Raw genomic sequence first — 26,313 nt, 5'->3', positions numbered from 1 at the left:
GTCGCGGGTGTCAGAACATCCCGGTCTCGAGCTTCGCCGCTTCCGACATCATGGTCTGGTTCCACGGCGGATCGAACACGAGCGAGACGTCGGCATCGACGATCGTCGGGATCATCTCGAGCTTGGAGCGCACGTCGTCGACGAGCACGTCACCCATGCCGCATCCGGGCGCGGTCAGCGTCATGCGTACCTCGACGCGGCGGTTGCCGTCCTCGAGCGGCTCGAGCGTGCAGTCGTAGACGAGGCCGAGCTCGACGATGTCGATCGGGATCTCCGGATCGAAGCAGGTGCGCAGCTGCGCCCAGACCAGCTGCTCGACCTCGGCGTCACCGGCGCCGTCGGGCAGTTCGATCGGCGCGGGCGGGGTCTTGCCGATCGCGTCGGCGTCGGCACCGGCGATGCGGAACAGGTTGCCGTCGACGTAGACGGTAAAGCTGCCACCGAGCGCCTGGGTCACGTAGCCGGCCTCCCCCGCGGGCAAGGTCACGGCATCGCCCTGCGGCACCATGACGGCGGGGCAATCGCGCTCGAAGCGCACCGGTTCGGAGGTGGAGCTGTAACCCATGGCGTGTCGGGGAGCGTCGGGACGGGGGCGGTGGGGCGCGCATGATACGGCTTCCCGCCCGCCGATATCGGGTCGGCCGAGGCGGGCTTCAAGCGAGCAGGCCGGTGTCGCGCAGGCAGCGCCCGAACAGGCGCAGCGCGGCCTCGATGTCGGCCGGTGGAAGGCCCGCGTAGCCGAACAGCAGGCCCGGCCGAGCGGGCAGTTGCAGCGAATACGGCGCGACCGTGTAGAGGCCGAGCCCGCGCTCGCGCGCATGCGCCGCGAGACGCTCGCAGTCGGCGTGCGAGCCCGTGCGCAGCCACGCGGTCAGGTGCATGCCCGCATTGGAGTCGACCACCTCGAGCGAGGCCCCGGCGTGGCGGCGCAGGCCCGCGAGCATCGCCGCCCGGCGCGCGCGCAGCGTCTGCGTCGCGCGGCGCAGGTGGCGTTCGAAACCGCCGTTGGCCATGAACTGCGCGAGCGCGAACTGCTCGAGCGTGGTGCTGCCGCGGTCCTCGAGCCACTTGGCCGCGCGGAACGCCTCGCGCAGTGCGGCCGGCAACACCATGTAGCCGAGCCGCAACGCCGGGAACAAGGTCTTGGAGAAGCTGCCGATGTAGATGACACGACCGTCCTGGTCGAGCGACTTGAGCGCCGCGAGCGGGCGCCCGCCATAGCGGAATTCGCCGTCGTAGTCGTCCTCGATGAGCCACGCGCGCCGCTCGACCGCCCAGGCCAGCAGCTCGACACGCCGTGACAGCGGCAGCAGCGCACCTGTCGGGAACTGGTGCGACGGCGTGACCACGGCGAGCCGCGCGCGCGAGGGCAACGCCGACGGCACGAGGCCTTCGGCGTCGACGCGGCAGGCACGCACGCGCGCGCCATGCGCGAGGAAGATCTGGCGCGCGCCGCGGTAGTGCGGATCCTCGAGCACGACCGTCGCGCCGTCGCCGAGCAGCACGCGCGAGGCCAGCGCGAACGCCTGCTGCGTGCCCGACAGCACGAGCACGTCCTCGGGCGCGGCGCTGACGCCACGTCGACGTGCGAGGTAGTCGCAGATCTGCTCGCGCAGCGCGGGCAGGCCTTGCGCGTCGGGATAACCGAAATCGGCGCGCTCGGTCGCGCGGCTGATCTCGCGCCGCCACGCACTCGCGAGCGCGGGATTGGCCAGCGGCAGGCCGTACTGCAGGTTGTAGCGCAGGCCGGCGTGCTGATGGCCCGGAACGCGCGCGCCGTCGCTGAGGTCGAGCGCACGCCGCGCGAACGGCGACAGCGGTGCGACCAGCGCGTCGGCGGCACTGCGCCGCGACGGCGTCGCGCGCGTGCCCAGTTCGGCGACGTAGCTGCCCGAGCCGACGCGCGCGACGACGAAACCCTCGGCCTGCAGCTGCTCGTAGGCCGCGAGCACGGTGTTGCGCGAGAGGTCGAGGTCGCGCGCGAGCACGCGGCTGGCCGGCAGGCGCACGCCCGGCGCGAGGCGGCGGTCGAGGATCGCCTGCTTGAGCGCACGGATCAGCTGCGCGTAGCGCGGGCCCTGGCCGTCGAGGTCGAGGTACACGATTGGCTCCAGCGATTTCCCGCGAGGCGGGACTCGAAGGGGCCAATCTGTCGGTGCAGCATGGCCGCCGTCAATCCCCTCCGATGCCCGCCGAGATGCCGACACCTGCCCGCCACGACGTCCGCCGCGTGCGCCAGCGCGCGCGTTACGACGCCGCCTCGATCCACGCGATCCTCGACGCCGCGTGGCTGTGCCATGTCGCCTTCGCCGACGACGACGGCCAGCCGTTCGTGATCCCGATGCTGTACGCACGCGACGGCGATACGCTGTTGCTGCACGGCTCGATCGCGAGCCGCCTCATGCGCACGCTCGGCGACGGCGTGCGCGCGAGCATCGCGGTGACCCTGCTCGACGGCCTCGTGTTCGCGCGCTCGCATTTCCACCACTCGGCCAACTACCGCTCGGTCGTCGCGTTCGGCAGTGCCGTGCCGGTGACCGACGCCGACGAGAAGGCCGCGGCGCTCGCACGCTTCGTCGACGCGATGATCCCGGGCCGCGCCGTCGAGTCGCGCGCGGCCGACCGCAACGAACTCGCTGCGACGATGCTGCTGCGCTTCACGATCGAGGACGCGAGCGCGAAGGTGCGCGAAGGCGGACCCAGGGACGATGCCGCCGATGCCGGGCTGCCCGTCTGGAGCGGCGTCGTGCCGATGGCGCTCGTCTACGGCGAACCGGTCGTCGCCGACGACGCGACGCCGGGCGTCGACCTGCCCGCGTCCGCGCGCCGCCTGGCCGGCTGAGGCACGACGACCGGCGGTTCCGCGCCACCGGCGCGAGCCGCTAAGATCGCGGACCCTCAGGAAGGCCCGCCGCATGCCGCGACCGATCGTCCACGCCGATGTCCTCTGAAGGCCGGCACCGTCCGCAGCTCGTCGTCGGCCTCGCCACGGCGTTCATGTGCGCACTCGCCGCGGGCGCGGTCTGGTGCGTGGCGCAGCTTTACCTGCGCATGGACCTCGTCGTGCTCGCGCTGCCGACCGGCGCGCTGGTCGCATGGGCGCTGCGCAACCACGGCTTCGCACGCACGCTGTCCGGCAGTGCGGTCGCCGCCGCGCTCACGCTGCTCGCCTGCGCCTACGCAAGCTACCTGCTCGCCGCGGCCAAGGTCGCGACGTTCCTCGGCCTGCCGATGCGCTCGACCCTGCTCGCGATCGGCCCCGAGATGGCCGCCGCGGTGAGCTGGGCGGACATGACCGGCTTCCACATCGGCACGATCGTGCTCGCCGCGGTGCTGTCGGCGTGGCTGGTGTGGCGGTCACGCTGACGCGGTCCGCCCGGACGGCAGACGCGTGGTGAGGAGTCAAGGAAGGTGATCTCCTCGTGGACACGGCGACACGAGCGGTCGACGCGACGAGAGTGACGCTGCGCGCAACTCCGCGTGACGGCGTAGTCCGCTGCGCGGGTTCCGCCCTACCGAAGCCCTCCCCGCTCTTGCGTTGCTTCTCGTCCCACGCGTAGGGCGGAACCGCCGCAGGCGATTCCGCCGTGACGCGCGTCGTCGGTACGGATGGTGCTAGCTGCGGCCGCACGCCACTTCGCGTGGCGGCGGAAGCCGCTTTGCGGGTTACGCGCTGCGCAACAGTCGCGATCGCCGGACTCAGTGCCCGCCGCCGCCCTCGATCGCCTTGAGCTCGGCGCCGAGCTGGTTGGCCGCGTCCTTGCCGTCGGCGTAGAGCATGCGCGTGTTGTCGGCGTAGAACAGCGCGTTCTCGATGCCGGCGAAGCCGGTGCCCTTGCCGCGCTTGATCACGATGGTCTGGCGCGACTCGACGACATCGAGGATCGGCATGCCGAAGATCGGCGACGACTTGTCGGTTTTCGCGGCCGGGTTCACGACGTCGTTGGCGCCGATGACGATGGCGACGTCACACGTCTTGAACTCGGGATTGATGTCGTCCATGTCGGCGATGAGGTCGTACGGCACGCCGGCCTCGGCGAGCAGCACGTTCATGTGGCCGGGCATGCGGCCCGCGACCGGATGGATCGCGAACTTGACGTCCTTGCCGGCCTTGATGAGCTGCTGCGAGAGCTCCCAGATCTTGTGCTGGGCCTGCGCGACGGCCATGCCGTAGCCCGGCACGATGATGACCTTCTCGGCCATGTACAGCAGCGACGCGGCATCGGCGGCCTCGATCGGCTTCTGCGAGCCCTCGATCGCGGCGCCTTCGCCACCGCCGCCGAAGTTCGAGAACAGCACGCCGCTGATCGGCCGGTTCATCGCCTTGGCCATGAGCTGGGTCAGGAACGTGCCGGCCGCGCCGACCACCATGCCGGCCACGATGAGCGCCTCGATGCCCATCACGTAGCCTTCGAACGCGACCGCGAGGCCCGTGAACGCGTTGTAGAGCGAGATCACGACCGGCATGTCGGCGCCGCCGATCGGCAGCGTCATGAGCACGCCGAACGCGAGCGCGAGCACGAAGAACGTGACGATGAGCCAGGGCTGCACCTGCCACGCGATCAGCGCGAGGCCGGTGGCGACGGCCGCGGCGAACACGGCGAAGTTGAAGACCTGCTGGCCGCCGAACGTGAAGCGCTTGTCCATGCGGCCGTCGAGCTTGGCCCAGGCGATGATCGAGCCGGTCATCGAGATCGCGCCGATCAGCGCACCGAGCACCGCGAGCGCGATCGTCACGACCGGCACCGACGCGGCGCCTACCGCCGAGAACTTGAGCAGCTCGCCCGCGCCGATCGCGGCGGCCGAACCGCCGCCCATGCCGTTGAACAGCGCGACCATCTGCGGCATGTCGGTCATCGCGACCTTCTTGCCCCACAGCCATGTCGGCACGACGCCGACCGCGATCGCGGCGATGATGAGGCCGATGTTGTGACCGCCCGTGATCGCGAACGTCGCGAGCGTCGCGATGACCATGCCGATGCCGGCCTGCACGATGCCCTTGCGCGCCGTGACCGGGGAGGCCATGCGCTTGATGCCGAGGATGAACAGCACGGCGGCGAGAAAGTAGCTCGCCTTGGCGATCCAGATCAGCGCGTTGTCGAGATCCATGCGTGTTTCCCCGGAAGAGTGGCAGGCGTCGCGCCGGTGGCGCGTGCGCGTGAAGCGGTGGCCGGCGCCGTCGCGGGCGGCCGGCGATGGGCTACTTGTCCTTGCTGGACTTGAACATCTCGAGCATGCGTTCGGTGACGACGTAGCCGCCGGCCGCATTGCCCGCGCCGAGCGCGACGCCGATGAAGCCGATGACCTGGCCGAGCAGCGTGTCGGCGTGCGCGAGCGCGATCATCGCGCCGACCAGCACGATGCCGTGCACGAAGTTCGAGCCCGACATGAGCGGCGTGTGCAGGATCACCGGCACGCGGCCGATGATCTCCTTGCCGGTGAACGCGGCGAGCATGAAGATGTAGAGCGCGAGGAATCCGTCGATCATGGCGTCACCTTGCGGGTTTTGGCATGGAGGCCGCGCGTGGCGGCCGTAGCGTTCGGCGTCATGCCGCGTCGACGAGCTGCCTCGTCGGCTCGTGGCGGATCTCGCCGGCGTGCGTGAGGCAGGTCTTGGCGATGAGCTCGTCGTCCCAGTCGAGCGTGAGCGCACCGTCCGCGAGGGACAGCTCGAGGAAGTTGTACAGGTTGCGCGAATACATCTCGCTCGCGTGGATCGGTGTCGTCGCCGGCAGGTTGACCGTACCGATGATGCTGACGCCGTTGTCGGTGACGACCGTGCGGCCCGCCTCGCTGAGCTCGGTGTTGCCACCCGATTCCGCGGCGATGTCGACGATGACGGCACCGGGCTTCATGCCCGCGATCATCGCCGCGCTGATGATGCGCGGTGCACGACGGCCCGGCACCGCGGCCGTCGTGACGACGACGTCGATGCCCCTGAGATGATCGGCGAGCGCCTTCTGCTGCTGCTCGCGCTCTTCGGCGGTGAGCTCGCGCGCATAGCCGCCGCTGCCGGCCGCCGAGACGCCGAGATCGAGGAACTTCGCGCCGAGCGATTCGATCTGCTCGCGCGTCTCGGGTCGCACATCGAAACCTTCGACCTGCGCGCCGAGGCGGCGTGCCGTCGCGATCGCCTGCAGGCCGGCCACGCCGGCACCGACGATGAGCACCTTGCTCGGACGGATCGTGCCGGCCGCGGTGGTCAGCATCGGGAAGAATTTCGGCGCGGCGTCGGCGGCGATCAGCACGGCCTTGTAGCCGGTCACGCCGGCCTGCGAGGACAGCACGTCCATCGCCTGCGCGCGCGTCGTGCGCGGCAGCAGTTCCATCGCGAACGCGGTGACCTTGCGGTCGCGCAGTGCCTTCGTGCGCTCGGGCGCGAGGTGCGGCTGCAGGTGCGAGATCACGACGGCGCCTTCGCGCAGCTGTGCGATCTCGTCGAGCGTCGGCGGCTGCACGCGCAACAGCACGTCGGCGCGTGCGAGTGCAGTGGCGGCATCGGCGACGATCTCGGCATCGCCGAATGTGGCATCGGCAAAATACGCACTCGATGCGGCACCCTGCTCGATGACGAGCTGTGCGCCTCGGGCCTTGAGCTTCTTGGCGACGTCGGGTGTGAGCGCGACACGGCGCTCGCCCGGCGCGGTCTCGCGCAGTACGGCTACGACAACCGGCATGGTCCCTCCCCCACGGCGTTCCGGACCGGCATCCTAGCCCAACTGTCCACGTGCGGTAAGCGGCAACGCGGCATAAGCAGCGCATTCGTGCACACGGCGACCGCGGCGCCGTGTCGCGCCTGCGTCACGACTCCAGGCGCAGGCGCCGGTACAGCGTGCTGCGGCTGATGCCGAGCTGCTTGGCCGCCGCCGAAACGTTTCCGTTGCAAGCACTGAGCGCACTCTCCATCGCCGCGAGCGCGATGTCGGACAGCTCGGCGCCGTCGAACGCGACCGCTGACACTGCACCACGCGCACGGCGCAGCGATTCGGGCAGGTCGCCGACATCGACGACGCCGCCGGGTTCGCCGAGCACCTGCAGCGAGCGCAGCACGCCGACGAGCTGGCGGAAGTTGCCGGGCCACGAGGCCGCGGCGAGGCAGTCGACCGCCGCATCCGACAGCGCAAGCCCGGTCGCGTCGCAGCCGAGCTGCTGCCAGAAGCTGCGGATCACGCCGGCGCGGTCCTCGTGGTCGCGCAGCGCCGGCAGGTGCACGGCGTGCTGCGCGATGCGGAAGAACAGGTCGGCGCGGAAGCGCTTCTCCTCGACGGCCGTGTCGAGGTCGCAATGCGTCGCGCAGATCACCGCGAAATCGACCGTGACCGCACGGCCGCCACCGAGCGGCGCGACCTCGTACTCCTGCAGCACGCGCAGCAGGCGGCTCTGCAGCGACACCGGCATGTCGCCGATCTCGTCCAGGAACAGCACGCCGCCGTCGGCCTCGCGCAGCACGCCCGAGGCGCCCTCCTTGCGCGCGCCCGTGAACGCACCGCCGACGTAGCCGAACAGTTCCGCTTCGATGAGGCCTTCGGGGATCGCCGCGCAATTGACCGCGACGAACTTGCCGCCGGCGCGCGCGCTGCGGCGATGCAGTTCGCGCGCGAAAACCTCCTTGCCCGACCCGGTCTCGCCCTGCAGCAGGATCGGCACGTTCGCGTTGAGCAGGCGCACGCTGCGGTCGAGCTGTGCGCTCGCGACCGCATTGAACGCCGGCCGCGGCGCACGCGGCGTGACACGCTCGCCGGCGGCGACGACGGCCGCCGCACGCGGACGCGACGGCGGCGCCGGGTCGGTGCGCGCGGGCACGAGATCACCGACGCGGTCGACGCGCGCGTACAGCGTCGTGCCGACGTGGTCGCGCAGGCAGGTCATCGCGTCGGTGCGCGGCATCGGCGAGGCGATGAGTTCGTCGTAGCGACGGCGGCCCAGTTCGTCCCACGACAGGCCGAACAGTTCGAGCGCATGGCGGTTCGCGGCGACGAGGCGATGGTCGCGGAATGCGAGCAGGCCTTCGCGCGCGGTGCCGAGCAGCGCGGGATCCGAATGCAGGCGCAGCAGCAGCGACCACTCGCGCGAAGTCTCGGCGAACAGCCGGTGCTCGATGTGATCGACCGCGAAGCGCACCATGCCGAGTGCGTGCATGTGGTGCACCGACGATTCGCCCGACAGGTCGAGCACGCCGGCGAGGCGGCCGTACGGATCGATGATCGGCGAGGCCGAGCAGCTCAGGATGCGGTGCGGCGCGAAGTAGTGCTCGGCACCACGCACCTCGACCGGGCGGCGCTCGACCAGCGCGGTGCCGATCGCGTTGGTGCCGGTGTGGCGTTCGCTCCACATGACGCCGGGCCGCAGCGCGACGCGCGAGGCCTTGTCGAGGAAATCGGCGCTGCCGAGCGCATCGAGCACGACGCCATCCGGCGAGGCCAGCGTGACGATGCTGCCGGTGCCGCGCGCGTCCGCGTACAGCGACTCGAGCTCGGGCCGGCACAGGCGCCGCAGCGCCTCGAAGCGGTCGGTGAGCTCGCTCATCTCACCCTGCGTCATCGGCTCGACACGCGGGCGCATCTCGGCCGAGAGGCCGAAGCCGGCGCAACGCTGCCACGACTCGAGGATCGTGTCGGGCACGAGTCCGCGCGGGGCGTCACCGCTGTCGAAGAAGCGCCGGCGCGCAGCCTGCAGCGATGCGTTCGGGGGGTTGCGGTTCATGGCGGAATCCCGTGTGTCGCATTTTGCGACACTGTCGAGGGAGGGTGTTCCGATACTGCGCACAGCCTTCCGGAGCGTGCAACTGCCGGTACAGCAAGGCTTTTGCTGCAACACAGCATATCCATGCCGAACCCGGCGGAAAGGCTCTGCGGGACGCTGTGCTACACCGCAACATCGGCGCGTGGAGGCGGCGCTTGGCACGTCCGATGCTCCACAGGAGGGGCCATTCCTCTCCACCGGAGTTCCCGCGTCATGACCAAGCTCGAACAGCAGCAACTCGCCCAGCGTCCCCCGTTCAAGGCCCGCTACGGGAACTTCATCGGCGGCGAGTGGCGCGCGCCCGTCAACGGCAAGTACTTCGAGAACATCACGCCCGTGACCGGGCAGACCTGCGGCGAAATCCCGCGTTCGGACAAGGACGACATCGAGGCCGCGCTCGACGCCGCGCACGCCGCGAAGGACGCATGGGGCCGCACCTCGGTCGCCGAGCGCGCCAACATCCTCAACCGCATCGCGGACCGCATCGAGCAGAACCTCGAGCTGCTCGCCTACGCCGAGACCTGGGACAACGGCAAGCCGATCCGCGAGACGCTCAACGCCGACATCCCGCTCGCGGTCGACCACTTCCGCTACTTCGCCGGCGCCGTGCGCGCGCAGGAAGGCGGCATCAGCGAGATCGATGCCGACACGGTCGCCTACCACTTCCACGAGCCGCTCGGCGTCGTCGGCCAGATCATCCCGTGGAACTTCCCGCTGCTCATGGCCGTGTGGAAGCTTGCGCCGGCACTCGCCGCGGGCAACTGCGTCGTGCTCAAGCCCGCCGAGCAGACTCCGGCCAGCATCCTCGTGCTCGCGGAGATCATCGGCGACCTGCTGCCGGCCGGCGTGCTCAACATCGTCAACGGCTTCGGCCTCGAGGCCGGCAAGCCGCTCGCCTCGAACCCGCGCATCGCCAAGATCGCGTTCACGGGCGAGACCACGACCGGCCGCCTGATCATGCAGTACGCCTCGCAGAACCTGATCCCGGTGACGCTCGAGCTCGGCGGCAAGTCGCCGAACATCTTCTTCGAGGACGTCATGGCCGAGGACGACGACTTCCTCGACAAGGCGATCGAGGGCTTCGTGCTGTTCGCGTTCAACCAGGGCGAGGTCTGCACCTGCCCGAGCCGCGCCCTGATCCACGAGAAGATCTACGACCGCTTCATCGAGAAGGCGCTCAAGCGCGTCGAGGCGATCACGCTCGGCTCGCCGCTGGACGTCGCCACGATGGTCGGCGCCCAGGCCTCCAACGAGCAGCTCGAGAAGATCCTGTCCTACATCGACATCGGCAAGCAGGAAGGCGCGCAGGTGCTCATCGGCGGCGAGCAGAACAAGCAGGCCGGCGACCTCGCGGGCGGCTATTACATCAAGCCGACCGTGTTCAAGGGCCACAACAAGATGCGCATCTTCCAGGAGGAGATCTTCGGACCGGTGCTGTCGGTGACGACGTTCAAGGACGACGAGGAAGCGCTGGCCATCGCCAACGACACGCTGTACGGCCTCGGCGCCGGCGTGTGGAGCCGCGACGGCAACCGCGCCTACCGCTTCGGCCGCGCGATCCAGGCCGGCCGCGTGTGGACGAACTGCTACCACGCCTACCCCGCGCACGCGGCGTTCGGCGGCTACAAGCAGTCCGGCATCGGCCGCGAGAACCACAAGATGATGCTCGACCACTACCAGCAGACGAAGAACCTGCTCGTCAGCTACAGCCCGAAGAAGCTCGGCTTCTTCTGATCGACCCTGCGCCGCCCCGACCGGGGCGGCGCATTTCCCGAGCCGCATGGACCGCCCCGTGGATGCCCGGCATCCGCGAAGGAGGCCTGCTGCCTGCAGCCAGGGAAATTTTCCCGAATCGCGCCACCCGACCGATCCATCCGCCACGACCCTCGAACAGGACGACACCGCCATGAAGCCCGTCTCGCCATCGTCGCCCGCACGCCAGCGTGCGCTCTCGCTCTCCCTCGCCGTGCTCGCCTGCCTCGCCGCCGGCGCCACACACGCTGCCGACTACCCGCCCGTGACCGATGCGCGCCTCGTCGCCGCCGGCAGCGACGACGGCTGGCTCATGTACCGCCGCGACTACGCGAGCACGGGCTACGCGCCGTTCAAGGACATCAACACCGGCAACGTCGCCTCGCTCAAGCTCGCCTACGAACTCAAGACCGGCCTCGACGTCGGCCACGAGTCGCCGCCGGTCGTCAACGGCAACTACCTCTACGTGACCACGCCGCGCAGCAAGATCTACGCGCTCGACGCGACCACCGGCAAGGAACTGTGGAAGTACGAGCACGACCTTTCCGACACGGGCCTCAAGACCGTGTGCTGCGACGTCGTCAACCGCGGCGTCGCGCTGTACGAGGACAAGGTCTACATCGCCACGCTCAACAACGACCTCGTCGCGCTCGACGCGAAGACCGGCAAGATCGCCTGGAAGAAGAAGCTCGAGAAGCCCGACCTCGGCTACGCGATGACGCTCGCGCCGCTCGTGGTCAAGGGCAAGGTCGTGGTCGGCGTCTCGGGCGGCGAGTACGGCGCGCGCGGCTATGTCGCCGCGTTCGACGCGAAGACCGGCAAGCAGGCGTGGAAGCAGCACACCGTGCCGGCGCCGAACGAGCCGGGCGGCGACACCTGGCCGAAGGGCGCCTACAAGAACGGCGGCGGCGCCGCCTGGCTCACGGGCAGCTACGACCCCGACACCGACACGCTGCTGTGGGGCGTCGGCAACCCGGGCCCGTGGCTCGCGACGATGCGTCCCGGCGACAACCTCTACACCGACTCGGTCATCGCCCTCAATCCGGGCGACGGCAAGATCAAGTGGCACTACCAGTACACGCCCAACGACACCTGGGACTACGACGGCACCAACGAGCCCGTGCTCACCGACATCAACCACGGCGGCAAGGCCTACAAGGCGCTCGTGTCGGCGAGCCGCAACGGCTGGTTCTATGCGATCGACCGCACCAACGGCAAGCTCATCTACGCCGAGAAGTTCACCACCGCGACCTCGGTGAAGGGCTTCGAGAACGGCAAGCCGGTCACCGACGACACGCTGCGTCCGACCATCGACAAGGAAGTGTTCACCTGTCCGAGCTTCCTCGGCGGCAAGAACTGGTGGCCGATCGCGGTCAGCCCCGACACGCACTACGCCTACGTGCCGACACTGCACTCGTGCATGACGATCAAGGGCGTGCCGGTCAGCTACAAGGCCGGCCTGCCGTACCTCGGTGCGCAGTTCAAGGTGATGCGCGACCCGGCCTTCAAGAACCAGTGGGGCTCGGTGCAGGCGATCGACCTCAACACGGGCAAGCAGGCCTGGACGTTCCCGTCCGAGCTGCCGTGGAACAGCGGCATGCTGGCGACGGCCGGCGGCCTGCTGTTCTCGGGCAGCGCCGACGGCTACCTGCACGCGTTCGATGCCAAGACCGGCAAGGTGCTGTGGAAGAGCCCGCAGACCAGCTCCGGCATCATCGGCGTGCCGAGCACGTGGCGCGTCAACGGCAAGCAGTTCGTCGGCATCTGGGCCGGCTGGGGCGGCGCGTCGCCGATCTGGGGCGGCGAGATGGCCGAGGATCCGCGCGTGAAGAACATCCCGCTGGGCGGCCACCTCTACGTGTTCTCGCTGTAAGGAGCGCCACGGCATGACGATACGCATCCTCCCGCGTCTCGCCGCCGTCCTCGCCGCCGCCGTGCTCGCGCACGGCGGCGGTGCGGTCGCCGCGCCGATCAGCGTCTGCATCGACGACGCCAGTCCCACCGCCGCGCTCGACGCGAAACTCGCCCATGCGATCGCCACCGCCGAAGGCACCACCGCTCGCGTCGAGCACTACGACGGCACCGGCGGCGAACGCGGCTACCGCCTGCGCAACTACCTCGAGCTCGTCGGCGAGACCTGCGACTTCGTGCTCGGCTTCCCGATCGCGGGCCAGGACGGCCTGCCGAGCGGCGTGCGTGCGACGCGCCCCTACGCGAAGACCGGCTTCGTGCTCGTCACGCGCGACGCGAAGGCGTCGTCGAAGCTCGACGCGCTGCCGGCACGCACGCGCATCGGCGTCGCGTTCAACACGACGCCGAACCTCTGGTTCGACCGCCATCCGCAGCTCGTGCGGTCGATCTACGAGACCGATGCCGAGACGCTCGCCGCGCTCGATGCGGGCGAGGTCGACGCCGTGATGCTGTGGCGTCCGTCGGTCGCCCCCCTGCTCGCCGATGCGCAGCACGCCGACGTGCGCGTGCTGCCGCTCGACGAACCCGGCGCGCGCTTCGATCTCGTCGCGCTGTACGGCACACGCGGCGAAGCGCAGGTCGATGCGTTCGACAAGGCCGTCGAACGCCTGCGCGGTGACGGCGAACTCGCGCGCATCCTCGGTGCGCATGCCGATGCCGGCCTCGGCGTCGAAGCACGCGCGGCACGTCTCGCGTTCGCGCGTCGCACGCCGCCGACCGCGACCGCGACGACGCCGCGTGTCGCGGCGTCCGATGCCGAAGCGGTCGCCTGCGCGGACGATGCGAAGGCCAAGCCCAAGCCGAAGAAGGGCAAGGGACCGCCCGAGCTGTTCACGACACAGCAGGCCGAACTCGGCAAGAAGACCTACGACGACAAGTGCGCGTTCTGCCACGCCCCCGATCTCAACGGGCGTGCGGGCCCCGCGCTGCGCGGCAAGTTCTTCGCCTCGCCGAGCCACAACTACAAGCTCAAGGACATCTTCAAGATCGTCGCGGAGAACATGCCGGCCACGGCACCGGGCAGCCTCACCCACGACGAGTACGTGCAGATCATGGCGTACATCCTGCTCAACAACGGCTATCCGGCCGGCGAAGCGACGATGACGTTCGACGGTATCAGCGCCTCGAAGGTACCGCTGCGCTTCTACGCCGAGTGACACCCGCGCGGCGCACGAGGCGCCGCGCCCCTTCCCTCCCGCCCGCGTCGCGGCTGTCGCACATTGCGACAGTCGCCTCGCGGGTGTTTCGTTGTCGGCCAGCGTGCGCGCATCGCAACACGCACGGCGCGATGCGACACGCCTGACGCACCGCAACACGAATCATCGCGTGACGCGTGATGCGCCGTTGCGGACCGAGTCTCCGACCGCACGGACGTCCGCGCGCGCGTCGTCACGATCACCTCCGCAGGCCTGCACGTCGCGCGTGTCCGCACCGCGCGAGGACACGCTGTGCACGCTCGCGGCGCGCGCCGGGAACAATTCCTGATCCAGCGCAACACCGTGTGCGCTGCGGCATCGCTTGGCATGCACGGTGCCCTTGTCACGGAACCACGCGAGGACGCGCCGTCGCCCGCCATCGCGTTCGATCGCGCCGCGCGCCCTGCCCCGCCGCGTGCGTGACGAACACGACGCGCGACACGACCGCCTCGCGTGGCACCTCTCCGCCATGCCCATGGAAATGCCTCATGCCCGCACGCCATCGCGTCATCGCCAGCTTCCTTTCCCTCGTCCCGCTCGCCGCCGCAGGCCTCGTACTCGCGCACGGCGACACCGCGCCGCAAGCCGTCGACACGCACACGCTGCCGCCGCTCGGCGACACCGCGCACACGAGCAACCCGTACCGCGAAGGCGCGGCCAACAAGGAGGCCGTGCGCATCGGTGCGTCCGCCTACAACCAGAACTGCGCGCGCTGCCACGGCCTGGATGCGATCTCGGGCGGCATCGCCCCGGACCTGCGCAAGCTCAACGCCGACTGCGGCGACTTCACCGCGCCCGACAAGGACTGCATCGCCGAGATGGACCAGTACTTCCACGACACGGTCGAGAAGGGCCGTGTGCGCGACGGCCGCGTCTACATGCCGCCGTTCAAGGAGATCTTCTCGCAGGAAGCGATCTGGGCGATCCGCGCCTACATCGACACGCGCAAGCCCGACTGATTCCCGTGTTCCACCACCGTCGCGACGACGACGGATGCCGCAACCACCATCCACAGAGGGAGGCTCGATCCATGAAACGATTCATCACGACGGCCGTCGCCGCCGCGCTCGCCACCGCGAGCGTCGCCGGCATCGCGGCGCCAGGACCCACGGTCGGCTGGGACGACATCGCCAACGACGACCGCACCACCGGCGACGTGCTCAGCTACGGCATGGGCCTCAAGGCGCAGCGCTATTCGACGCTCGCGACGATCAACCGCGACAACGTCGCCTCGCTGCATCCGGCATGGAGCTTCTCGTTCGGCGGCGAGAAGCAGCGCGGCCAGGAAGCCCAGGCGCTCGTGCACAACGGCGTGATCTACGTGACCGCGTCGTACTCGCGCATCTTCGCGCTCGATGCGAAGACCGGAAAGCAGCTGTGGGCCTACGAGCAGCGCCTGCCCGACGACATCCGCCCGTGCTGCGACGTGGTCAACCGCGGTGCCGCGATCTACGGAAACACGATCTTCTTCGGCACGCTCGACGCGCGCGTCGTCGCGCTCGACAAGGACACCGGCAAGGTGGTCTGGACCAAGAAGTTCGGCGACCACAAGGTCGGCTACACGATGACCGGCGCACCGACGCTCGTGAAGGAGAAAGGCGGCCGCGTGCTGCTGATCCACGGCAGCTCGGGCGACGAGTTCGGCGTGGTCGGCTGGCTGTTCGCGCGTGATCCGGAAACCGGCGAGGAAGTCTGGGCGCGCCCGCTCGTCGAAGGCCATCAGGGTCGCCGCGACGGCAAGCCCGGCACCTACACGGGCAATCCGAAGGCGCCGTCGTGGCCCGACGACAAGACCTCGCCGACCGGCAAGGTGCAGCCGTGGAGCCAGGGTGGCGGCGCGCCGTGGCAGAGCGCGAGCTTCGACCCCGAGACCAACACGATCGTGATCGGCGCGGGCAACCCGGCGCCGTGGAACGGCAACCTGCGCACCCCGGTCGGCGGCGATCCGAAGAAGTTCGACAGCCTGTTCACCTCGGGCCAGGCCTACGTCGACGCGACCACGGGCGAGCTCAAGGGCTTCTTCCAGCACACGCCGAACGACACCTGGGATTTCTCGGGCAACAACGAGATCGTGCTGTTCGACTACAAGGACAAGAACGGCAAGACGATCAAGGCCGGCGCGCACGCCGACCGCAACGGCTTCTTCTTCGTGACCGACACGAACAAGCTCGCCAGCGGCAGCGGCTACCCGAACAAGCCGACCTCGCTGATCGCCGCGTACCCGTTCGTCGACGGCATCACCTGGGCCAAGGGCTTCGACCTCAAGACCGGACGTCCGATCGAGAACGAGGGCCAGCGTCCGAAGCAGCCCGCCGAAGGCGTCGACAAGGGCGAGTCGGTCTTCGTCTCGCCGCCGTTCCTCGGCGGCAAGAACTGGAACCCGATGAGCTACAACCCGGAGACCGGCCTGTTCTACATCGCCGCCAACCACTGGGGCATGGACTACTGGGCCGAGCACTTGGCCTACAAGCCGGGCTCCGCGTACCTCGGCATGGGCTTCCGCATCAAACGCCTGCACGACGACCACGTCGGCACACTGCGTGCGCTCGATCCGCAGACCGGAAAGATCGTCTGGGAACACAAGGAGACCTTCCCACTGTGGGCCGGCACGCTGACCACGGCCGGCGGCCTCGTCGTGACCGGCACGTCGAACGGCTACGTGAAGATCTTCGATGCGAAGGACGGCAAGGAGCTGTGGTCGTTCCAGACCGGCTCGGGCGTCGTCTCGATCCCGATCACCTGGGAGCAGGAAGGCGACCAGTACATCGGCATCGCCTCGGGTTACGGCGGCGCCGTGCCGCTGTGGGGCGGCGACATGGCCGACCTGACCAAGCAGGTCACGCAAGGCGGCTCGTTCTGGGTGTTCAAGCTGCCCAAGCGCGGCTGATGCACGCCCGTCGATGACGACCTGCCCGGCGCCGCGAGGCGCCGGGCTTTTTTCCGAGGAGACCTGCCATGCGAACCCTCCTGCACGCGAGCGTGCTGCTGCTCGCGTCGTCCGCCGCCCATGCGGTCGAAGCACCGCTCGACACACGCGAGATCGGCTGCGAACCCGCTCCGCAAGCCGACTGCAGCGGCGCCGACCTGCGCTTCGCCAACCTCGCCGGCAAGGACCTGCGCGGCGCGATCTTCCGTGGCGCGGATCTGAGCCGTGCCGACCTGCGCTCGGCCAACCTCGTCGGCGCCGACTTCACCGATGCGATCGCGCGCGGCACGGATTTCTCGCGTGCCTACCTCGCGCAATCGATCTTCGTGCGCGCACAGCTCACCGGAGCCGACTTCGAAGCCGCGCGCATGTCGAAGTCCGATTTCACGAAGGCCGACCTCACCGCCGCGAACCTGTCGGCGGCATGGGCGATCGGCTGCCGCTTCGTCGGCGCGACGCTCGATGCCGCCGATGCGCAGGAGACCAAGTTCAGCACGTCGACGCTGCAGGACGCCTCGATGCGCGGCACGCGCATCCGTTTCGCGGTGTTCTCGGAAGTGTTCTTCGACGGCTGCATCGAATGCCCGACCGACTGGTGATGCCTCATTCTTTCCGACCGCTACAGGAGTCCAGCATGTTCATGCGCACCGTTTCCGTCCTCGCCCTGCTCGCCTCGTCGTCGCTGCATGCGCGCAGCTGCGACCTCGCGATCGCGAGCAACGACCAGATGCAGTTCGACACCGCGACGCTCGAGGTGCCGGCCGACTGCACCGAGGTCACGCTCACGCTGACCCACACCGGCACGATCGACGCGAAGACGATGGGCCACAACTGGGTGCTGACGGCGACGCCGGCCTACCGGTCGGTCGCGATCGCCGGCATGAAGGCCGGTGCCGAGAACGACTACGTGCCGACGGACGACGCGCGCGTGATCGCGCACACCAAGGTCGTCGGCGGTGGCGAGAAGACCACGGTGACCTTCGCGACCAGCGGCCTCGTGGCGGGCGGCGACTACACGTTCTTCTGCTCGTTCCCGGGGCACTGGGGTGCGATGAAGGGCAAGCTCGTCTTCGGCTGAACGGGGTGCGTGGCGGCGCGTCATCGCCGCCGTCACGCGACCGAAACTGCGACACCCGTGTGCCGGGGGTGTTCCAGTAATGAACATCCGGGGATTTTCCACCCGGGAAACGATCCTTCTGCCCCGCAACACGATCCGGCATCGAGGACAGCCGTGGCGCCACGGATCGCATGTTTCGCCGCAACACGATTCACGCTGGCATAACGCGTGCGTTGCAGGCGCAGGTCCAATTCCGGACCGGGAGGGAAAGCATCATGCCATTCAACTCGAAGAAGAACGATCGCCGTACCCGTCGCACGCTGCGCCAGGCGCGCCTCGCGACGGCCCTGCTCGCGCTCGCAGGTGCACAGGCTGCCTCGGCCGTGGAACTCAATGCCGGCGACTGGACGATCGACGTCGGCGGCTTCATCAACGCCTACTACACGGGCGTGGACTGCAGCGGCGACACCGTCAACGGCGTCGCGCTGGCCGGGCAGGCACTCGGCTGCGGCGGCGAGGACAGCCGCACGACGATCGGCAACGGCCTGCTCCCGAACGCGCTGGTGACGAAGTTCTCGTCGACGCAGGGCGACTACGATGTCGGTGGCCAGATCAGCATCATGGCGCACACCGCGACCTCGAGCAGCATCGCCGCCAACAGTGGCGTCGACGTGCGCCAGGCGTTCTTCACGGTCGGCAACGACGGCATGGGCACGGTCAAGCTCGGCCGCGACTACGGCATCTTCGGCTCGGGCGCGATCCTCGGCGACATGACGCTGATCGGCGCCGGTGCGCCGGTGCAGGCCACGCAGCGCGGCCGCGTCACGCTCGGCCACATCGGCGCGGGCTACACCTACCTCGGCCACTACGGCCAGATCACGTGGTCGTCGCCGACCACCGAGAGCGGCTTCGGCTTCAAGGGCGGCCTGTTCAGCCCGGTCGACAACGGCGGCGATTTCGTCAGCAAGTCGGGACCGCAGCTGCAGGGCCAGATCTCGTTCGGCAGCGGCGCGTTCAAGGGCTGGGTCGGCGCGAAGGCGCAGAAGTTCCACCCGGCGACCGGTGCGTCCGAGGATCTCGAGAGCTTCACGATGCGCGGTGCAGAAGCCGGTGTGTCGGTGAGCGCGGGCGCGTTCGGGCTGCTCGCCAACGTGCAGGCCGGCAAGGGCCTCGGCATCCTCGCCGACGGCGACCAGGGCGACCTCAAGTCGGTCAACTGGCTCGTGCAGGGCACCTTCCAGGCCAGTGAAAAGATGAAGTTCGGCCTCAACTACGGCATCAGCAAGAACGACGACGACGGCGAGGACATCGGCGCCGTGAAGTCCAACGCCAACGCGACGGCCGGCCTCTACTACGGCCTGACCAAGAGCGTGACGCTCGTGGCCGAGATCGGCCAGACGCGCTCGAAGGACTTCGACGGCAACACGGCGCGCATGAACGGCGCGTCGCTCGGCGGTATCGTGTTCTTCTGAGTCACCCGGTGCCCCGCCGCGGCGGGGCACCTTTCCACCGCTGGAGGTTGCATGTCCGTCGCCACCGCACCATCCCCCGCCGTCGAGCAGGTCCTCGCGACGCCGGCCGCGCTCGACCTGATCGCCCGGCTCGAGGCCAAGCATGGCGACCTGATGTTCCACCAGTCCGGTGGCTGCTGCGACGGCTCCGCGCCGATGTGCTATCCGCTCGGCGACTTCATCGTCGGCGACCGCGACGTGAAGCTCGGCGAGATCGGCGGCGCGCCGTTCTACATCAGCCCGTCGCAGTTCGAGTACTGGAAGCACACCCAGCTCATCATCGACGTGATCGAGGGCCGCGGCGGCATGTTCTCGCTCGAGAACGGCGAAGGCCTGCGTTTCCTCGTGCGCTCGAGACTGTTCACCGACGACGAGTTCGCCGCGCTGCAGGCCGCCGGGCGCGTCTGAGCCTGCGAGCCCCCGCCGACCACGACCTCCGCCACTAGGCGCGTCGCGGGCGAGCGGACAGAATGTCCGGCACCCGCCCCTTGCCGGAGTTCCGATGCCCGCGCGCCTGCCCGTCCGTCTCGTCCTCGCGTTCGGCGTCCTCGCCGCGGCGCCGTCCTCGCACGCCGCCGCCACGTTCGAACCGCTCGACGTGTTCGGCCTGCAGTGGGCGACCGGCCCCACGCTGTCGCCCGACGGACGCCACGTGGCCTACGAGCGCAACGCGTTCGACATCATGAAGGACCGCAAGCGCACGTCGCTGTGGATCGTCGATGCGGACGGCCGCCACCATCGCCCGCTCGCGAGCGTCGGCAGCTCGCCGGCCTGGTCGCCCGACGGCACGCGCCTCGCCTATGTCGCCACGGTCGACGGTTCGACACAGGTCCACGTGCGCTGGATGGATTCCGGACAGAGCGCGCGCATCAGCGAACTCACGCAGGCCCCGCAAGGCCTGAGCTGGTCGCCCGACGGGCGCTGGCTCGCCTTCACGATGCGCGTGCCGGCCACCGACACGCCGCTCGCGCGCATGCCTACACCGCCGAAGGGCGCCGAATGGGCGCCTGCACCGAAGGTCGTCGACCGCGTGATCTACCGCATCGACGGCGCGGGTTACGTCGATCCGGGCTACACGCAGCTGTTCGTCGTGCCGTCCGACGGCGGCGCCGCACGCCAGCTGACCTCGGGGAAATCCAACATTTCCGGGCCACCCGCGTGGACGCGCGACGGCAAGGGCCTGATCGTGTCGGGCAACCTCGCCGAGGACTGGGAGTACGACCTCTCCGAAAGCGAGCTCTACCGCGTCGCCGTCGACGACGGCACGATGACGCGCCTGACCGAGCGCAAGGGCCCCGACCGCTCGCCGCGCGTGTCGCCCGACGGTCGCCGCCTCGCCTGGATCGGCTACGACGACAACGGCGATCCGTACCAGAACGCACGCGTCTACGTCGCCGACGTATCCGGTCGTTCGCCACGCGTGCTCACCGAGAGCCTCGATTCGACGATCGACGACGTGCAGTGGGATGGCGACCGCGGCCTGTGGCTGCAGTACGACGAACGCGGCGTCAGCAAGCTCGGCTGGATCGCCGCGACGGGCGGCGCCGTGCAGAAGATCGTCGACGACGTCGGCGGCACCTCGATGGGACGCCCGTACACGAGTGGCGAGTTCTCGGCCGCGAACGGCCGCGTCGCCTACACGCGAGGCACCGCGTATCGCCCGGCCGACGTCGCCGTCGCCGGCAAGGGCGGTGCGTCGAAGGTACTGACCGACCTCAGCGCCGGCGCGCTCGCGCACAAGACGCTCGGCAAGGTCGAGGAGATCAACGTGCCGTCCTCGGCCGACGGCCGCAACGTGCAGGCCTGGATCATCACGCCACCCGGTTTCGACGCCTCGAAGAAGTACCCGCTGCTGCTCGAGATCCACGGCGGCCCGTTCACGGCGTACGGCCCGCATTTCGCGCCCGAACTGCAGCTCTACGCGGCCGCGGGCTACGTCGTCGTCTACGCCAACCCGCGCGGCAGCACGAGCTACGGCAGTGCGTTCGCGAACCTGATACGCAACGCCTATCCGGGCCAGGACTACGACGACCTCATGAGCGTCGTCGACGCGACGATCGCGCGCGGCGCGATCGACACCGACAACCTGTTCGTGACCGGCGGCAGCGGCGGCGGCGTGCTCACGGCATGGATCGTCTCGCACACGCAGCGCTTCCGCGCGGCGGTGTCGGCCAAGCCCGTGATCAACTGGTACAGCTTCGTGCTGACCTCGGACTTCTACCCGATGTTCTCGCGCTACTGGTTCCCGGGCCTGCCCTGGGACCACGCCGAGCACTACCTCGAGCGCTCGCCGATCCACCACGCCGGCAAGATCCGCACGCCGACCATGCTCATCGTCGGCGAGGACGACCACCGCACGCCCGCGTCCGAAGCCGAGCAGCTCTACCAGGCGCTCAAGCTGCAGCGCGTCGACACCGCCCTCGTGCGCATTCCCGGAGCCTCGCATTCGATCAACGCGCGCCCTAGCAACCTGCTCGCGCAGGTGCTCAACACGACCGCATGGTTCGAGAAGCATCGCAAGAAGGCCGCGCCGTGAACGATGCTGCCGACGACACCGCGACCACGCCGGCACCGCCGCCGGTCGTGCTCGACGTGATCCAGGCACGCGTGCTCGGCAGCCTCGTCGAGAAGCACGCGACGACGCCCGACGTCTACCCGCTCACGCTCAATGCGGTCGTCGCGGCCTGCAACCAGAAGTCGAACCGCGAGCCGACCACCGACTTCGAGACCGGCGAGGTCGGCCATGCGCTGCGCGAACTCGAGGGCAAGGGCCTCGTCACGGGCAGCCTGACCGCACGCGCCTCGCGCTACGCGCAACGCTTCGACGCGGTCTACGGCACCACGCCGCGCCAGCGCGCGCTGCTCGCGGTGCTGCTGCTGCGCGGCCCGCAGACCGCCAACGAGCTCTACACGCGCTGCGAGCGACTCGCCGATTTCCCGGATGTCGCCGAAGTGCGCACGGTGCTCGAGCGTCTCGCCTCGCGCGAGCCCGCGCTCGCGGTCTGCATCGGGCGCGGTGCCGGGCAGCGCGAGGAGCGCTACATGCACCTGCTCTGCGGTCCGGTATCGGCCGCCGAGATCGCCGCACGCACGAGCGACGAGCCGGCCTCCGAACCGCGCAGCGGTCTCGGCGAGCGCGTCGCGCGTCTCGAGGCTGTCGTCGAGGCCTTGCAGGCGGAGCTCGCAGCGCTGCGCGCACGCCTGCCCTCCGACGGAGACGACACCGCGTGAACCCGCCCGTGGCGCCGCCGTCGTCGGCTCCGCGCGCGCAGCGCATGTTCCTCGTGCTGGGCGGCTTCTTCATCGCCAACGCGATCATCGCCGAGTTCATCGGCGTGAAGATCTTCGCGCTCGAGGACACGCTCGGCGTGGACCCGTTCGCGTGGAACCTGTTCGGCCAGACCGGCTCGCTCAACTTCACCGCGGGCACGCTGCTGTGGCCGATCGTGTTCGTGATGACCGACGTCATCAACGAGTTCTACGGCCGCCGCGGCGTGCGCTTCCTGTCGTGGCTCGCGGTCGCGCTGATCGCCTACGCGTTCCTGTTCGCCTACGCGGCGATCGCGCTCGCGCCGGCCGGCTGGTGGGTCGGCGCCGCGCGCGACCAGGGCGTGCCGGACCTGCAGGCCGCCTACGCCTACGTGTTCGGCCAGGGCCTGTGGACGATCGCCGGCTCGATCACGGCGTTCCTGGTCGGCCAGCTCATCGACGTACGCGTGTTCCACGCGATCCGCACGCGCACGGGCGAACGCCACATCTGGCTGCGCGCGACCGTGTCCACGTTCGTGTCGCAGTTCATCGACAGCTTCGTGGTGCTCTATATCGCGTTCGTGATCGGCCCGCAGCGCTGGTCGACCAACCTGTGGCTCGCGGTCGGCAGCGTCAACTACGCCTACAAGGTCGCCGCGGCGATCGCGCTGATCCCGCTGATCTACCTGCTGCGCCGCGGCATCGACCGCTGGCTCGGCCGCGACCTCGCCGAGTCGCTCAAGCGCGAGGCCGCCACGGGCTGACCGCCGGGTCCGCCGCGGTTCGTCGCGGCGTGACGCACTGCGCAGTCCGGCGCCGAAACGGCGCCCAGACTCCGCGCACCGCACCGCCGGATCACGCCGATGACCACGCATCGTGCCCGCCCGCCTTTCCCGGCCGTGTCGCGTCGCCTTGTCGTCGTCGCCGTGCTCGTCGCAGGACTCGCCGCGAGCGCATCCACCGATGCGATGACGCTGTTCCGCGCGGGCTTCGATCCGCTCGCAGCGGCACCGGTCGTCACGGTGCTGCGCGACGACCGCGTCGCGACCATCGAGATGGACTACGCCGCCGAGAACGCCTGGGGCCAGTGGTGGACGATGGACGGCAGTGGACAGGATCCGGCCGGCTTCCTCGTGACCTGGTGGCCCGACACGCCCGCGGCGACGACCGAGGCCGCCGCGCCACGGTCGAAGGCCGAAGCCAGCGACGGCTGCCTCGCCGAACATGGCGGCACGGAGGGCACGCCGTCACCCGTCGTGCGCTGGATGGTCACCGGCAACCGCCGCGTGCAGCTGCAGCCGCTGGTCAACGACATGCCATACCAGGTGCGCGTCGAGCGCATCGACGCGCTCGGTGCGATCACGAGCCTTCCGCGCGTCGTGCGTTTCGACGGCGGCGACGGCACGCGCGTGCAGGCCTTGCGCGACATGCTGACCTCGTTCGACGACTTCAACCTGCCGATGGGCGCGCCCGACGAGACGCTGTGGAACAACGCAACGGTGACCTCGACCGACCCGCGCTTCAACCTGTTCTTCATCAACGACCAGTACCACGCGCATACGCTGCAGGGCACGCGCGTGGACAACACGGGCGACCGCTCGCAGACCTCGCAGCGCTACCGCAAGCCGCTGCGCATCGAGCAGGGCGTACGACGCCGCATCGTGTTCGACATGGACAGCCCGCTGAGCCCGCGCTCGGTGTGGTACCTCGATCTCAATCCGGTCGCGACCGACGTGACCGGCCACGCCGACTTCTTCGACAGCGCCGGCGCGACCGGCCTGCCGGCCGGCATGCTGCGCCTGCGGGCGCAGTTCCAGACCTTCAGCGTGAGCCTGATCGGCATGGACGGAGCGTCGCGCCCGATCGCGTCGGTCGACATGGAAGCGGTGGGACGCCAGGCCGTCACGAACGTGCGGCGCGCGTTCGACGTGCGTGTAGGCACCGACGGCATCGCCGTGTCGATCGACGGGCGCGAGGTCATCGATGCGTCGTTCGCACCGGACGTGTTCGCGGCCGGCGACTACGAGGCGCTGTGGGTCGGCTTCGGCTACAACACGCCCAAGGATGCCAATCCCTACTACCTGCTGCACTGGGACAACTTCGGCTTCGATGGCCCGGTCGTCGAGCCGCGCCGCGTGCACAACTACGTGACGCGGCTGGCCGGCACCGACTACCAGAAGGCGCATCGCGGCAGCGGCACGTTCCCGACCTTCGACATCGCGATTCCCGACGACCTGCGCCCCGTCACCGCGGGCGCGACGGCGCAGGCTTGGCTCGTCTTCACCTACCAGATGGGCGATTACTCGTCGTTCCAGCTCGCGAGCGGCGACCACGTCGCGATGAACGTCGGCGCCACGTTCACGCTGCCGCCACGCGTCAACAACAGCATGCCGCTCGTGCCGGACCTGCTGGCCTGGCATGTGCCGAGCACGGTGCGCGTCAAGGTCGCCGATCTCGTCGCCGGCATGCCCTCGCCGTTCGTGATCGGCACCAACCGGTTCCGGTTCTTCGCCGAGAACACGGGCCTGCTCAACGTGCACCTCGAAGTGTTCTACCCGCCCGGCAGCGCGCCCGCGTACACGCCGCCCGCACTCATCCACGACCAACCGATGCACGCCGACCTGCCGCGACTCGGTCCGCCGGCACGCTTCGAGCGCATCGGCGACACGCCGGTCGGTGCGCGGCACCTGATCGGTGCCGATCCGGCCGAACGCATCCTCGTGTCCGGCAGCGTGCCGGTCACGATCGTCGCGGGCAATCGCAGCTACGCCGACTGGGCGCCGCAGCTGCTCGTGGTGCCGGTCGCGAGCACCGAGGTCTGGAGCACCGGCGGGACCGCGGGCATCGCCAGCGTCGCAGTGTTCCTGCGCCCGCAGGGAAGCACCGGCGGGCCCGGCCAGCGCGTGCTGTTCATCGAGACCGCGCGCGACGTGCCCGCGCCGCAGGGCCGCTACACGCGCACGTTCGATTCGCGTGCCTTCGCGGACGGCGATTACGAGCTGTTCGTGAGGGCGGTGACGCCGTCGGGGCTGTACAGCCATCCGAGCTACGGCAACGAGGCCGAACTGTGGAATGCGGCCGAGCTGTCGGGCGCGTACTACCCGATCCCGATCCGCATCGACAATTGAGGTGACAGGCGCGCCGCTCAGCGCACGGCGGGACGGATGGCCTTGATCGACGTCGTGCGGCTGCGCGAGAACACGAACACCGATGCCGGCGGCACGTTGCGCCAGGCGATGCCGCCGCGGCGCACGGTCAGACCGAGCTCGGCGGTCAGTTCGCGCGAGATCGGGCTGACCGGCCCGTAGGTGAACTGGATGAAACGGCCTTCCGGGCCGAGCACGCGGAACGCCGCATCGAGGATCGCGCGCTGCAGGTCGCGCGACATCGACAGCATGCCGAGGCCGCTGATGACCGCGTCGACCTCACCGGCACGGGCGAAACCCTCTTCTTCGACCATCGTGCCGAGCTCGCGTGCGTCGCCGCGCACGACGCGGACACCCGGGAAGCGTCGCTGCAGCAGCGCGTGGAACTCGGCGTTCAGCTCGACGACGAGCAGGTCGTCCTGAGCGATGCCATGGTCGAGCAGCGCCTTCGTGAACACGCCGGTGCCGCCACCGAGCTCGATGACGCGGCGCGTGCCGGGCGGCATCTGCGCGAGCATGCGGCGGGCGAGCCGTCGGCTCGACGGCGACAGCGCGGCGATCTTGAGCGGGTTCTTGAGCCACTGACGGAAGAACGTCCACGTGACGTCGTCACTCGGCTTCGCGCAGGGGGAAGGGATACGCCGGCCTTGCAGGGTCATGCTGGATTCCGTCGGGCTCCCGCTCGGAGCGGGGATCGCCGCACGGGCGCGCCGAGTGTAATCGGGCTGCAACGTGGACGACCAGTGGGGAACACGCCAAAGAA

The 26,313-nt window shown here is 69.5% G+C and carries 22 protein-coding genes; 15 read left to right on the top strand and 7 right to left on the bottom strand.

Going from position 1 to position 26,313, the window contains the following annotated elements; translation table 11 throughout:
- Window positions 1-10: 10 nt before the first annotated feature.
- Entirely contained in the window at window positions 11-565 is a 555-nt protein-coding gene (gene sufT, locus ACQQ2N_RS11115) for a putative Fe-S cluster assembly protein SufT (protein WP_440221651.1), read from the bottom strand.
- A gap of 88 nt (window positions 566-653) precedes the next feature.
- Window positions 654-2,102, bottom strand: a complete 1,449-nt coding sequence (gene pdxR / locus ACQQ2N_RS11110; protein WP_440221650.1) for a MocR-like pyridoxine biosynthesis transcription factor PdxR — start codon at window positions 2,100-2,102, stop codon at window positions 654-656.
- A gap of 95 nt (window positions 2,103-2,197) precedes the next feature.
- Between pdxR and ACQQ2N_RS11105 the strand changes: the two genes are divergently transcribed.
- Window positions 2,198-2,842: a pyridoxamine 5'-phosphate oxidase family protein gene (locus tag ACQQ2N_RS11105; protein WP_440221649.1), complete on the top strand. Its 645-nt coding sequence runs from the start codon at window positions 2,198-2,200 to the stop codon at window positions 2,840-2,842.
- Window positions 2,843-2,940: 98 nt separating this feature from the next.
- Window positions 2,941-3,366: a hypothetical protein gene (locus tag ACQQ2N_RS11100; RefSeq protein ID WP_440221648.1), complete on the top strand. Its 426-nt coding sequence runs from the start codon at window positions 2,941-2,943 to the stop codon at window positions 3,364-3,366.
- Between the two features lie 333 nt (window positions 3,367-3,699).
- Here ACQQ2N_RS11100 and ACQQ2N_RS11095 read toward each other — a convergent pair whose 3' ends face one another.
- The 4 genes from ACQQ2N_RS11095 to ACQQ2N_RS11080 all read right to left on the bottom strand — a co-directional run bounded on the left by ACQQ2N_RS11095 (window position 3,700) and on the right by ACQQ2N_RS11080 (window position 8,703).
- Window positions 3,700-5,109 (bottom strand): NAD(P)(+) transhydrogenase (Re/Si-specific) subunit beta, encoded by a 1,410-nt coding sequence (locus ACQQ2N_RS11095; RefSeq protein WP_440221647.1) that lies wholly within the window; start codon window positions 5,107-5,109, stop codon window positions 3,700-3,702.
- 91 nt (window positions 5,110-5,200) lie between these two features.
- Window positions 5,201-5,488, bottom strand: a complete 288-nt coding sequence (locus tag ACQQ2N_RS11090; protein WP_440221646.1) for an NAD(P) transhydrogenase subunit alpha — start codon at window positions 5,486-5,488, stop codon at window positions 5,201-5,203.
- A gap of 58 nt (window positions 5,489-5,546) precedes the next feature.
- Window positions 5,547-6,677, bottom strand: coding sequence for an NAD(P) transhydrogenase subunit alpha (locus ACQQ2N_RS11085; RefSeq protein WP_440221645.1), 1,131 nt, complete (start codon window positions 6,675-6,677; stop codon window positions 5,547-5,549).
- Between the two features lie 124 nt (window positions 6,678-6,801).
- Window positions 6,802-8,703 (bottom strand): sigma-54-dependent Fis family transcriptional regulator, encoded by a 1,902-nt coding sequence (locus ACQQ2N_RS11080; protein WP_440221644.1) that lies wholly within the window; start codon window positions 8,701-8,703, stop codon window positions 6,802-6,804.
- Between the two features lie 252 nt (window positions 8,704-8,955).
- Here ACQQ2N_RS11080 and adh point away from each other — a divergent pair, with 252 nt between their 5' ends.
- The 13 genes from adh (at window position 8,956) to ACQQ2N_RS11015 (ending at window position 25,532) form a co-directional block, all read left to right on the top strand.
- Window positions 8,956-10,476 (top strand): aldehyde dehydrogenase, encoded by a 1,521-nt coding sequence (gene adh, locus ACQQ2N_RS11075; RefSeq protein ID WP_440221643.1) that lies wholly within the window; start codon window positions 8,956-8,958, stop codon window positions 10,474-10,476.
- A gap of 172 nt (window positions 10,477-10,648) precedes the next feature.
- Window positions 10,649-12,367 (top strand): methanol/ethanol family PQQ-dependent dehydrogenase, encoded by a 1,719-nt coding sequence (locus ACQQ2N_RS11070; RefSeq protein WP_440221642.1) that lies wholly within the window; start codon window positions 10,649-10,651, stop codon window positions 12,365-12,367.
- A 13-nt stretch (window positions 12,368-12,380) separates the two neighbouring features.
- Window positions 12,381-13,622 (top strand): c-type cytochrome, encoded by a 1,242-nt coding sequence (locus ACQQ2N_RS11065; RefSeq protein ID WP_440221641.1) that lies wholly within the window; start codon window positions 12,381-12,383, stop codon window positions 13,620-13,622.
- Between the two features lie 527 nt (window positions 13,623-14,149).
- Window positions 14,150-14,620, top strand: a complete 471-nt coding sequence (gene pedF / locus ACQQ2N_RS11060) for a cytochrome c-550 PedF (RefSeq protein ID WP_440221640.1) — start codon at window positions 14,150-14,152, stop codon at window positions 14,618-14,620.
- Window positions 14,621-14,691: 71 nt separating this feature from the next.
- Complete coding sequence (locus ACQQ2N_RS11055; RefSeq protein ID WP_440221639.1) at window positions 14,692-16,548, top strand: methanol/ethanol family PQQ-dependent dehydrogenase; 1,857 nt, start codon at window positions 14,692-14,694, stop codon at window positions 16,546-16,548.
- 68 nt (window positions 16,549-16,616) lie between these two features.
- Window positions 16,617-17,186 carry a pentapeptide repeat-containing protein gene (locus ACQQ2N_RS11050; protein WP_440221638.1) on the top strand — a complete coding sequence of 190 codons (570 nt, stop codon included), beginning with the start codon at window positions 16,617-16,619 and terminating at the stop codon, window positions 17,184-17,186.
- A gap of 35 nt (window positions 17,187-17,221) precedes the next feature.
- Window positions 17,222-17,665: an azurin gene (azu, locus tag ACQQ2N_RS11045; protein ID WP_440221637.1), complete on the top strand. Its 444-nt coding sequence runs from the start codon at window positions 17,222-17,224 to the stop codon at window positions 17,663-17,665.
- A gap of 254 nt (window positions 17,666-17,919) precedes the next feature.
- Window positions 17,920-19,116, top strand: a complete 1,197-nt coding sequence (locus ACQQ2N_RS11040; RefSeq protein ID WP_440221636.1) for a porin — start codon at window positions 17,920-17,922, stop codon at window positions 19,114-19,116.
- Between the two features lie 51 nt (window positions 19,117-19,167).
- A complete protein-coding gene (locus ACQQ2N_RS11035; protein WP_440221635.1) occupies window positions 19,168-19,563 on the top strand; it encodes a DUF779 domain-containing protein in 396 nt (131 codons plus the stop codon).
- Between the two features lie 94 nt (window positions 19,564-19,657).
- Window positions 19,658-21,691, top strand: a complete 2,034-nt coding sequence (locus tag ACQQ2N_RS11030; RefSeq protein WP_440221634.1) for a prolyl oligopeptidase family serine peptidase — start codon at window positions 19,658-19,660, stop codon at window positions 21,689-21,691.
- The gene (locus ACQQ2N_RS11025; protein ID WP_440221633.1) at window positions 21,688-22,386 is read left to right on the top strand and encodes a YceH family protein; all 699 of its coding nucleotides are present in this window, start codon (window positions 21,688-21,690) and stop codon (window positions 22,384-22,386) included. Before ACQQ2N_RS11030 ends, ACQQ2N_RS11025 begins: the two co-directional genes overlap by 4 nt.
- A gap of 44 nt (window positions 22,387-22,430) precedes the next feature.
- On the top strand, window positions 22,431-23,168 hold the full coding sequence (locus tag ACQQ2N_RS11020) for a queuosine precursor transporter (RefSeq protein WP_440225743.1): 738 nt from the start codon (window positions 22,431-22,433) through the stop codon (window positions 23,166-23,168).
- 99 nt (window positions 23,169-23,267) lie between these two features.
- Entirely contained in the window at window positions 23,268-25,532 is a 2,265-nt protein-coding gene (locus ACQQ2N_RS11015) for a hypothetical protein (protein WP_440221632.1), read from the top strand.
- Between the two features lie 17 nt (window positions 25,533-25,549).
- Here ACQQ2N_RS11015 and ACQQ2N_RS11010 read toward each other — a convergent pair whose 3' ends face one another.
- On the bottom strand, window positions 25,550-26,209 hold the full coding sequence (locus ACQQ2N_RS11010) for a class I SAM-dependent methyltransferase (RefSeq protein ID WP_440221631.1): 660 nt from the start codon (window positions 26,207-26,209) through the stop codon (window positions 25,550-25,552).
- Window positions 26,210-26,313: the final 104 nt, after the last annotated feature.

The organism is Dokdonella aquatica, assembly GCF_051987395.1.
GTDB lineage: Bacteria > Pseudomonadota > Gammaproteobacteria > Xanthomonadales > Rhodanobacteraceae > Dokdonella.
Note: the sequence above shows the minus strand (reverse complement) of the source record. Positions and strands in the feature narration are given on the sequence as shown.

What these genes read in the sequence shown, in the direction of transcription:
- ACQQ2N_RS11095 (WP_440221647.1), bottom strand. Translation starts at nt 5,109, where the DNA reads ATGGATCTCGACAACGCGCTGATCTGGATCGCCAAGGCGAGCTACTTT.
- pedF (WP_440221640.1), top strand. Translation starts at nt 14,150, where the DNA reads ATGCCCGCACGCCATCGCGTCATCGCCAGCTTCCTTTCCCTCGTCCCG.
- azu (WP_440221637.1), top strand. Translation starts at nt 17,222, where the DNA reads ATGTTCATGCGCACCGTTTCCGTCCTCGCCCTGCTCGCCTCGTCGTCG.
- ACQQ2N_RS11070 (WP_440221642.1), top strand. Translation starts at nt 10,649, where the DNA reads ATGAAGCCCGTCTCGCCATCGTCGCCCGCACGCCAGCGTGCGCTCTCG.
- sufT (WP_440221651.1), bottom strand. Translation starts at nt 565, where the DNA reads ATGGGTTACAGCTCCACCTCCGAACCGGTGCGCTTCGAGCGCGATTGC.
- ACQQ2N_RS11015 (WP_440221632.1), top strand. Translation starts at nt 23,268, where the DNA reads ATGACCACGCATCGTGCCCGCCCGCCTTTCCCGGCCGTGTCGCGTCGC.
- ACQQ2N_RS11055 (WP_440221639.1), top strand. Translation starts at nt 14,692, where the DNA reads ATGAAACGATTCATCACGACGGCCGTCGCCGCCGCGCTCGCCACCGCG.
- adh (WP_440221643.1), top strand. Translation starts at nt 8,956, where the DNA reads ATGACCAAGCTCGAACAGCAGCAACTCGCCCAGCGTCCCCCGTTCAAG.
- ACQQ2N_RS11040 (WP_440221636.1), top strand. Translation starts at nt 17,920, where the DNA reads ATGCCATTCAACTCGAAGAAGAACGATCGCCGTACCCGTCGCACGCTG.
- ACQQ2N_RS11035 (WP_440221635.1), top strand. Translation starts at nt 19,168, where the DNA reads ATGTCCGTCGCCACCGCACCATCCCCCGCCGTCGAGCAGGTCCTCGCG.
- ACQQ2N_RS11100 (WP_440221648.1), top strand. Translation starts at nt 2,941, where the DNA reads ATGTCCTCTGAAGGCCGGCACCGTCCGCAGCTCGTCGTCGGCCTCGCC.
- ACQQ2N_RS11090 (WP_440221646.1), bottom strand. Translation starts at nt 5,488, where the DNA reads ATGATCGACGGATTCCTCGCGCTCTACATCTTCATGCTCGCCGCGTTC.
- ACQQ2N_RS11010 (WP_440221631.1), bottom strand. Translation starts at nt 26,209, where the DNA reads ATGACCCTGCAAGGCCGGCGTATCCCTTCCCCCTGCGCGAAGCCGAGT.
- ACQQ2N_RS11050 (WP_440221638.1), top strand. Translation starts at nt 16,617, where the DNA reads ATGCGAACCCTCCTGCACGCGAGCGTGCTGCTGCTCGCGTCGTCCGCC.
- ACQQ2N_RS11105 (WP_440221649.1), top strand. Translation starts at nt 2,198, where the DNA reads ATGCCGACACCTGCCCGCCACGACGTCCGCCGCGTGCGCCAGCGCGCG.
- ACQQ2N_RS11020 (WP_440225743.1), top strand. Translation starts at nt 22,431, where the DNA reads ATGTTCCTCGTGCTGGGCGGCTTCTTCATCGCCAACGCGATCATCGCC.
- ACQQ2N_RS11080 (WP_440221644.1), bottom strand. Translation starts at nt 8,703, where the DNA reads ATGAACCGCAACCCCCCGAACGCATCGCTGCAGGCTGCGCGCCGGCGC.
- ACQQ2N_RS11065 (WP_440221641.1), top strand. Translation starts at nt 12,381, where the DNA reads ATGACGATACGCATCCTCCCGCGTCTCGCCGCCGTCCTCGCCGCCGCC.
- ACQQ2N_RS11085 (WP_440221645.1), bottom strand. Translation starts at nt 6,677, where the DNA reads ATGCCGGTTGTCGTAGCCGTACTGCGCGAGACCGCGCCGGGCGAGCGC.
- ACQQ2N_RS11030 (WP_440221634.1), top strand. Translation starts at nt 19,658, where the DNA reads ATGCCCGCGCGCCTGCCCGTCCGTCTCGTCCTCGCGTTCGGCGTCCTC.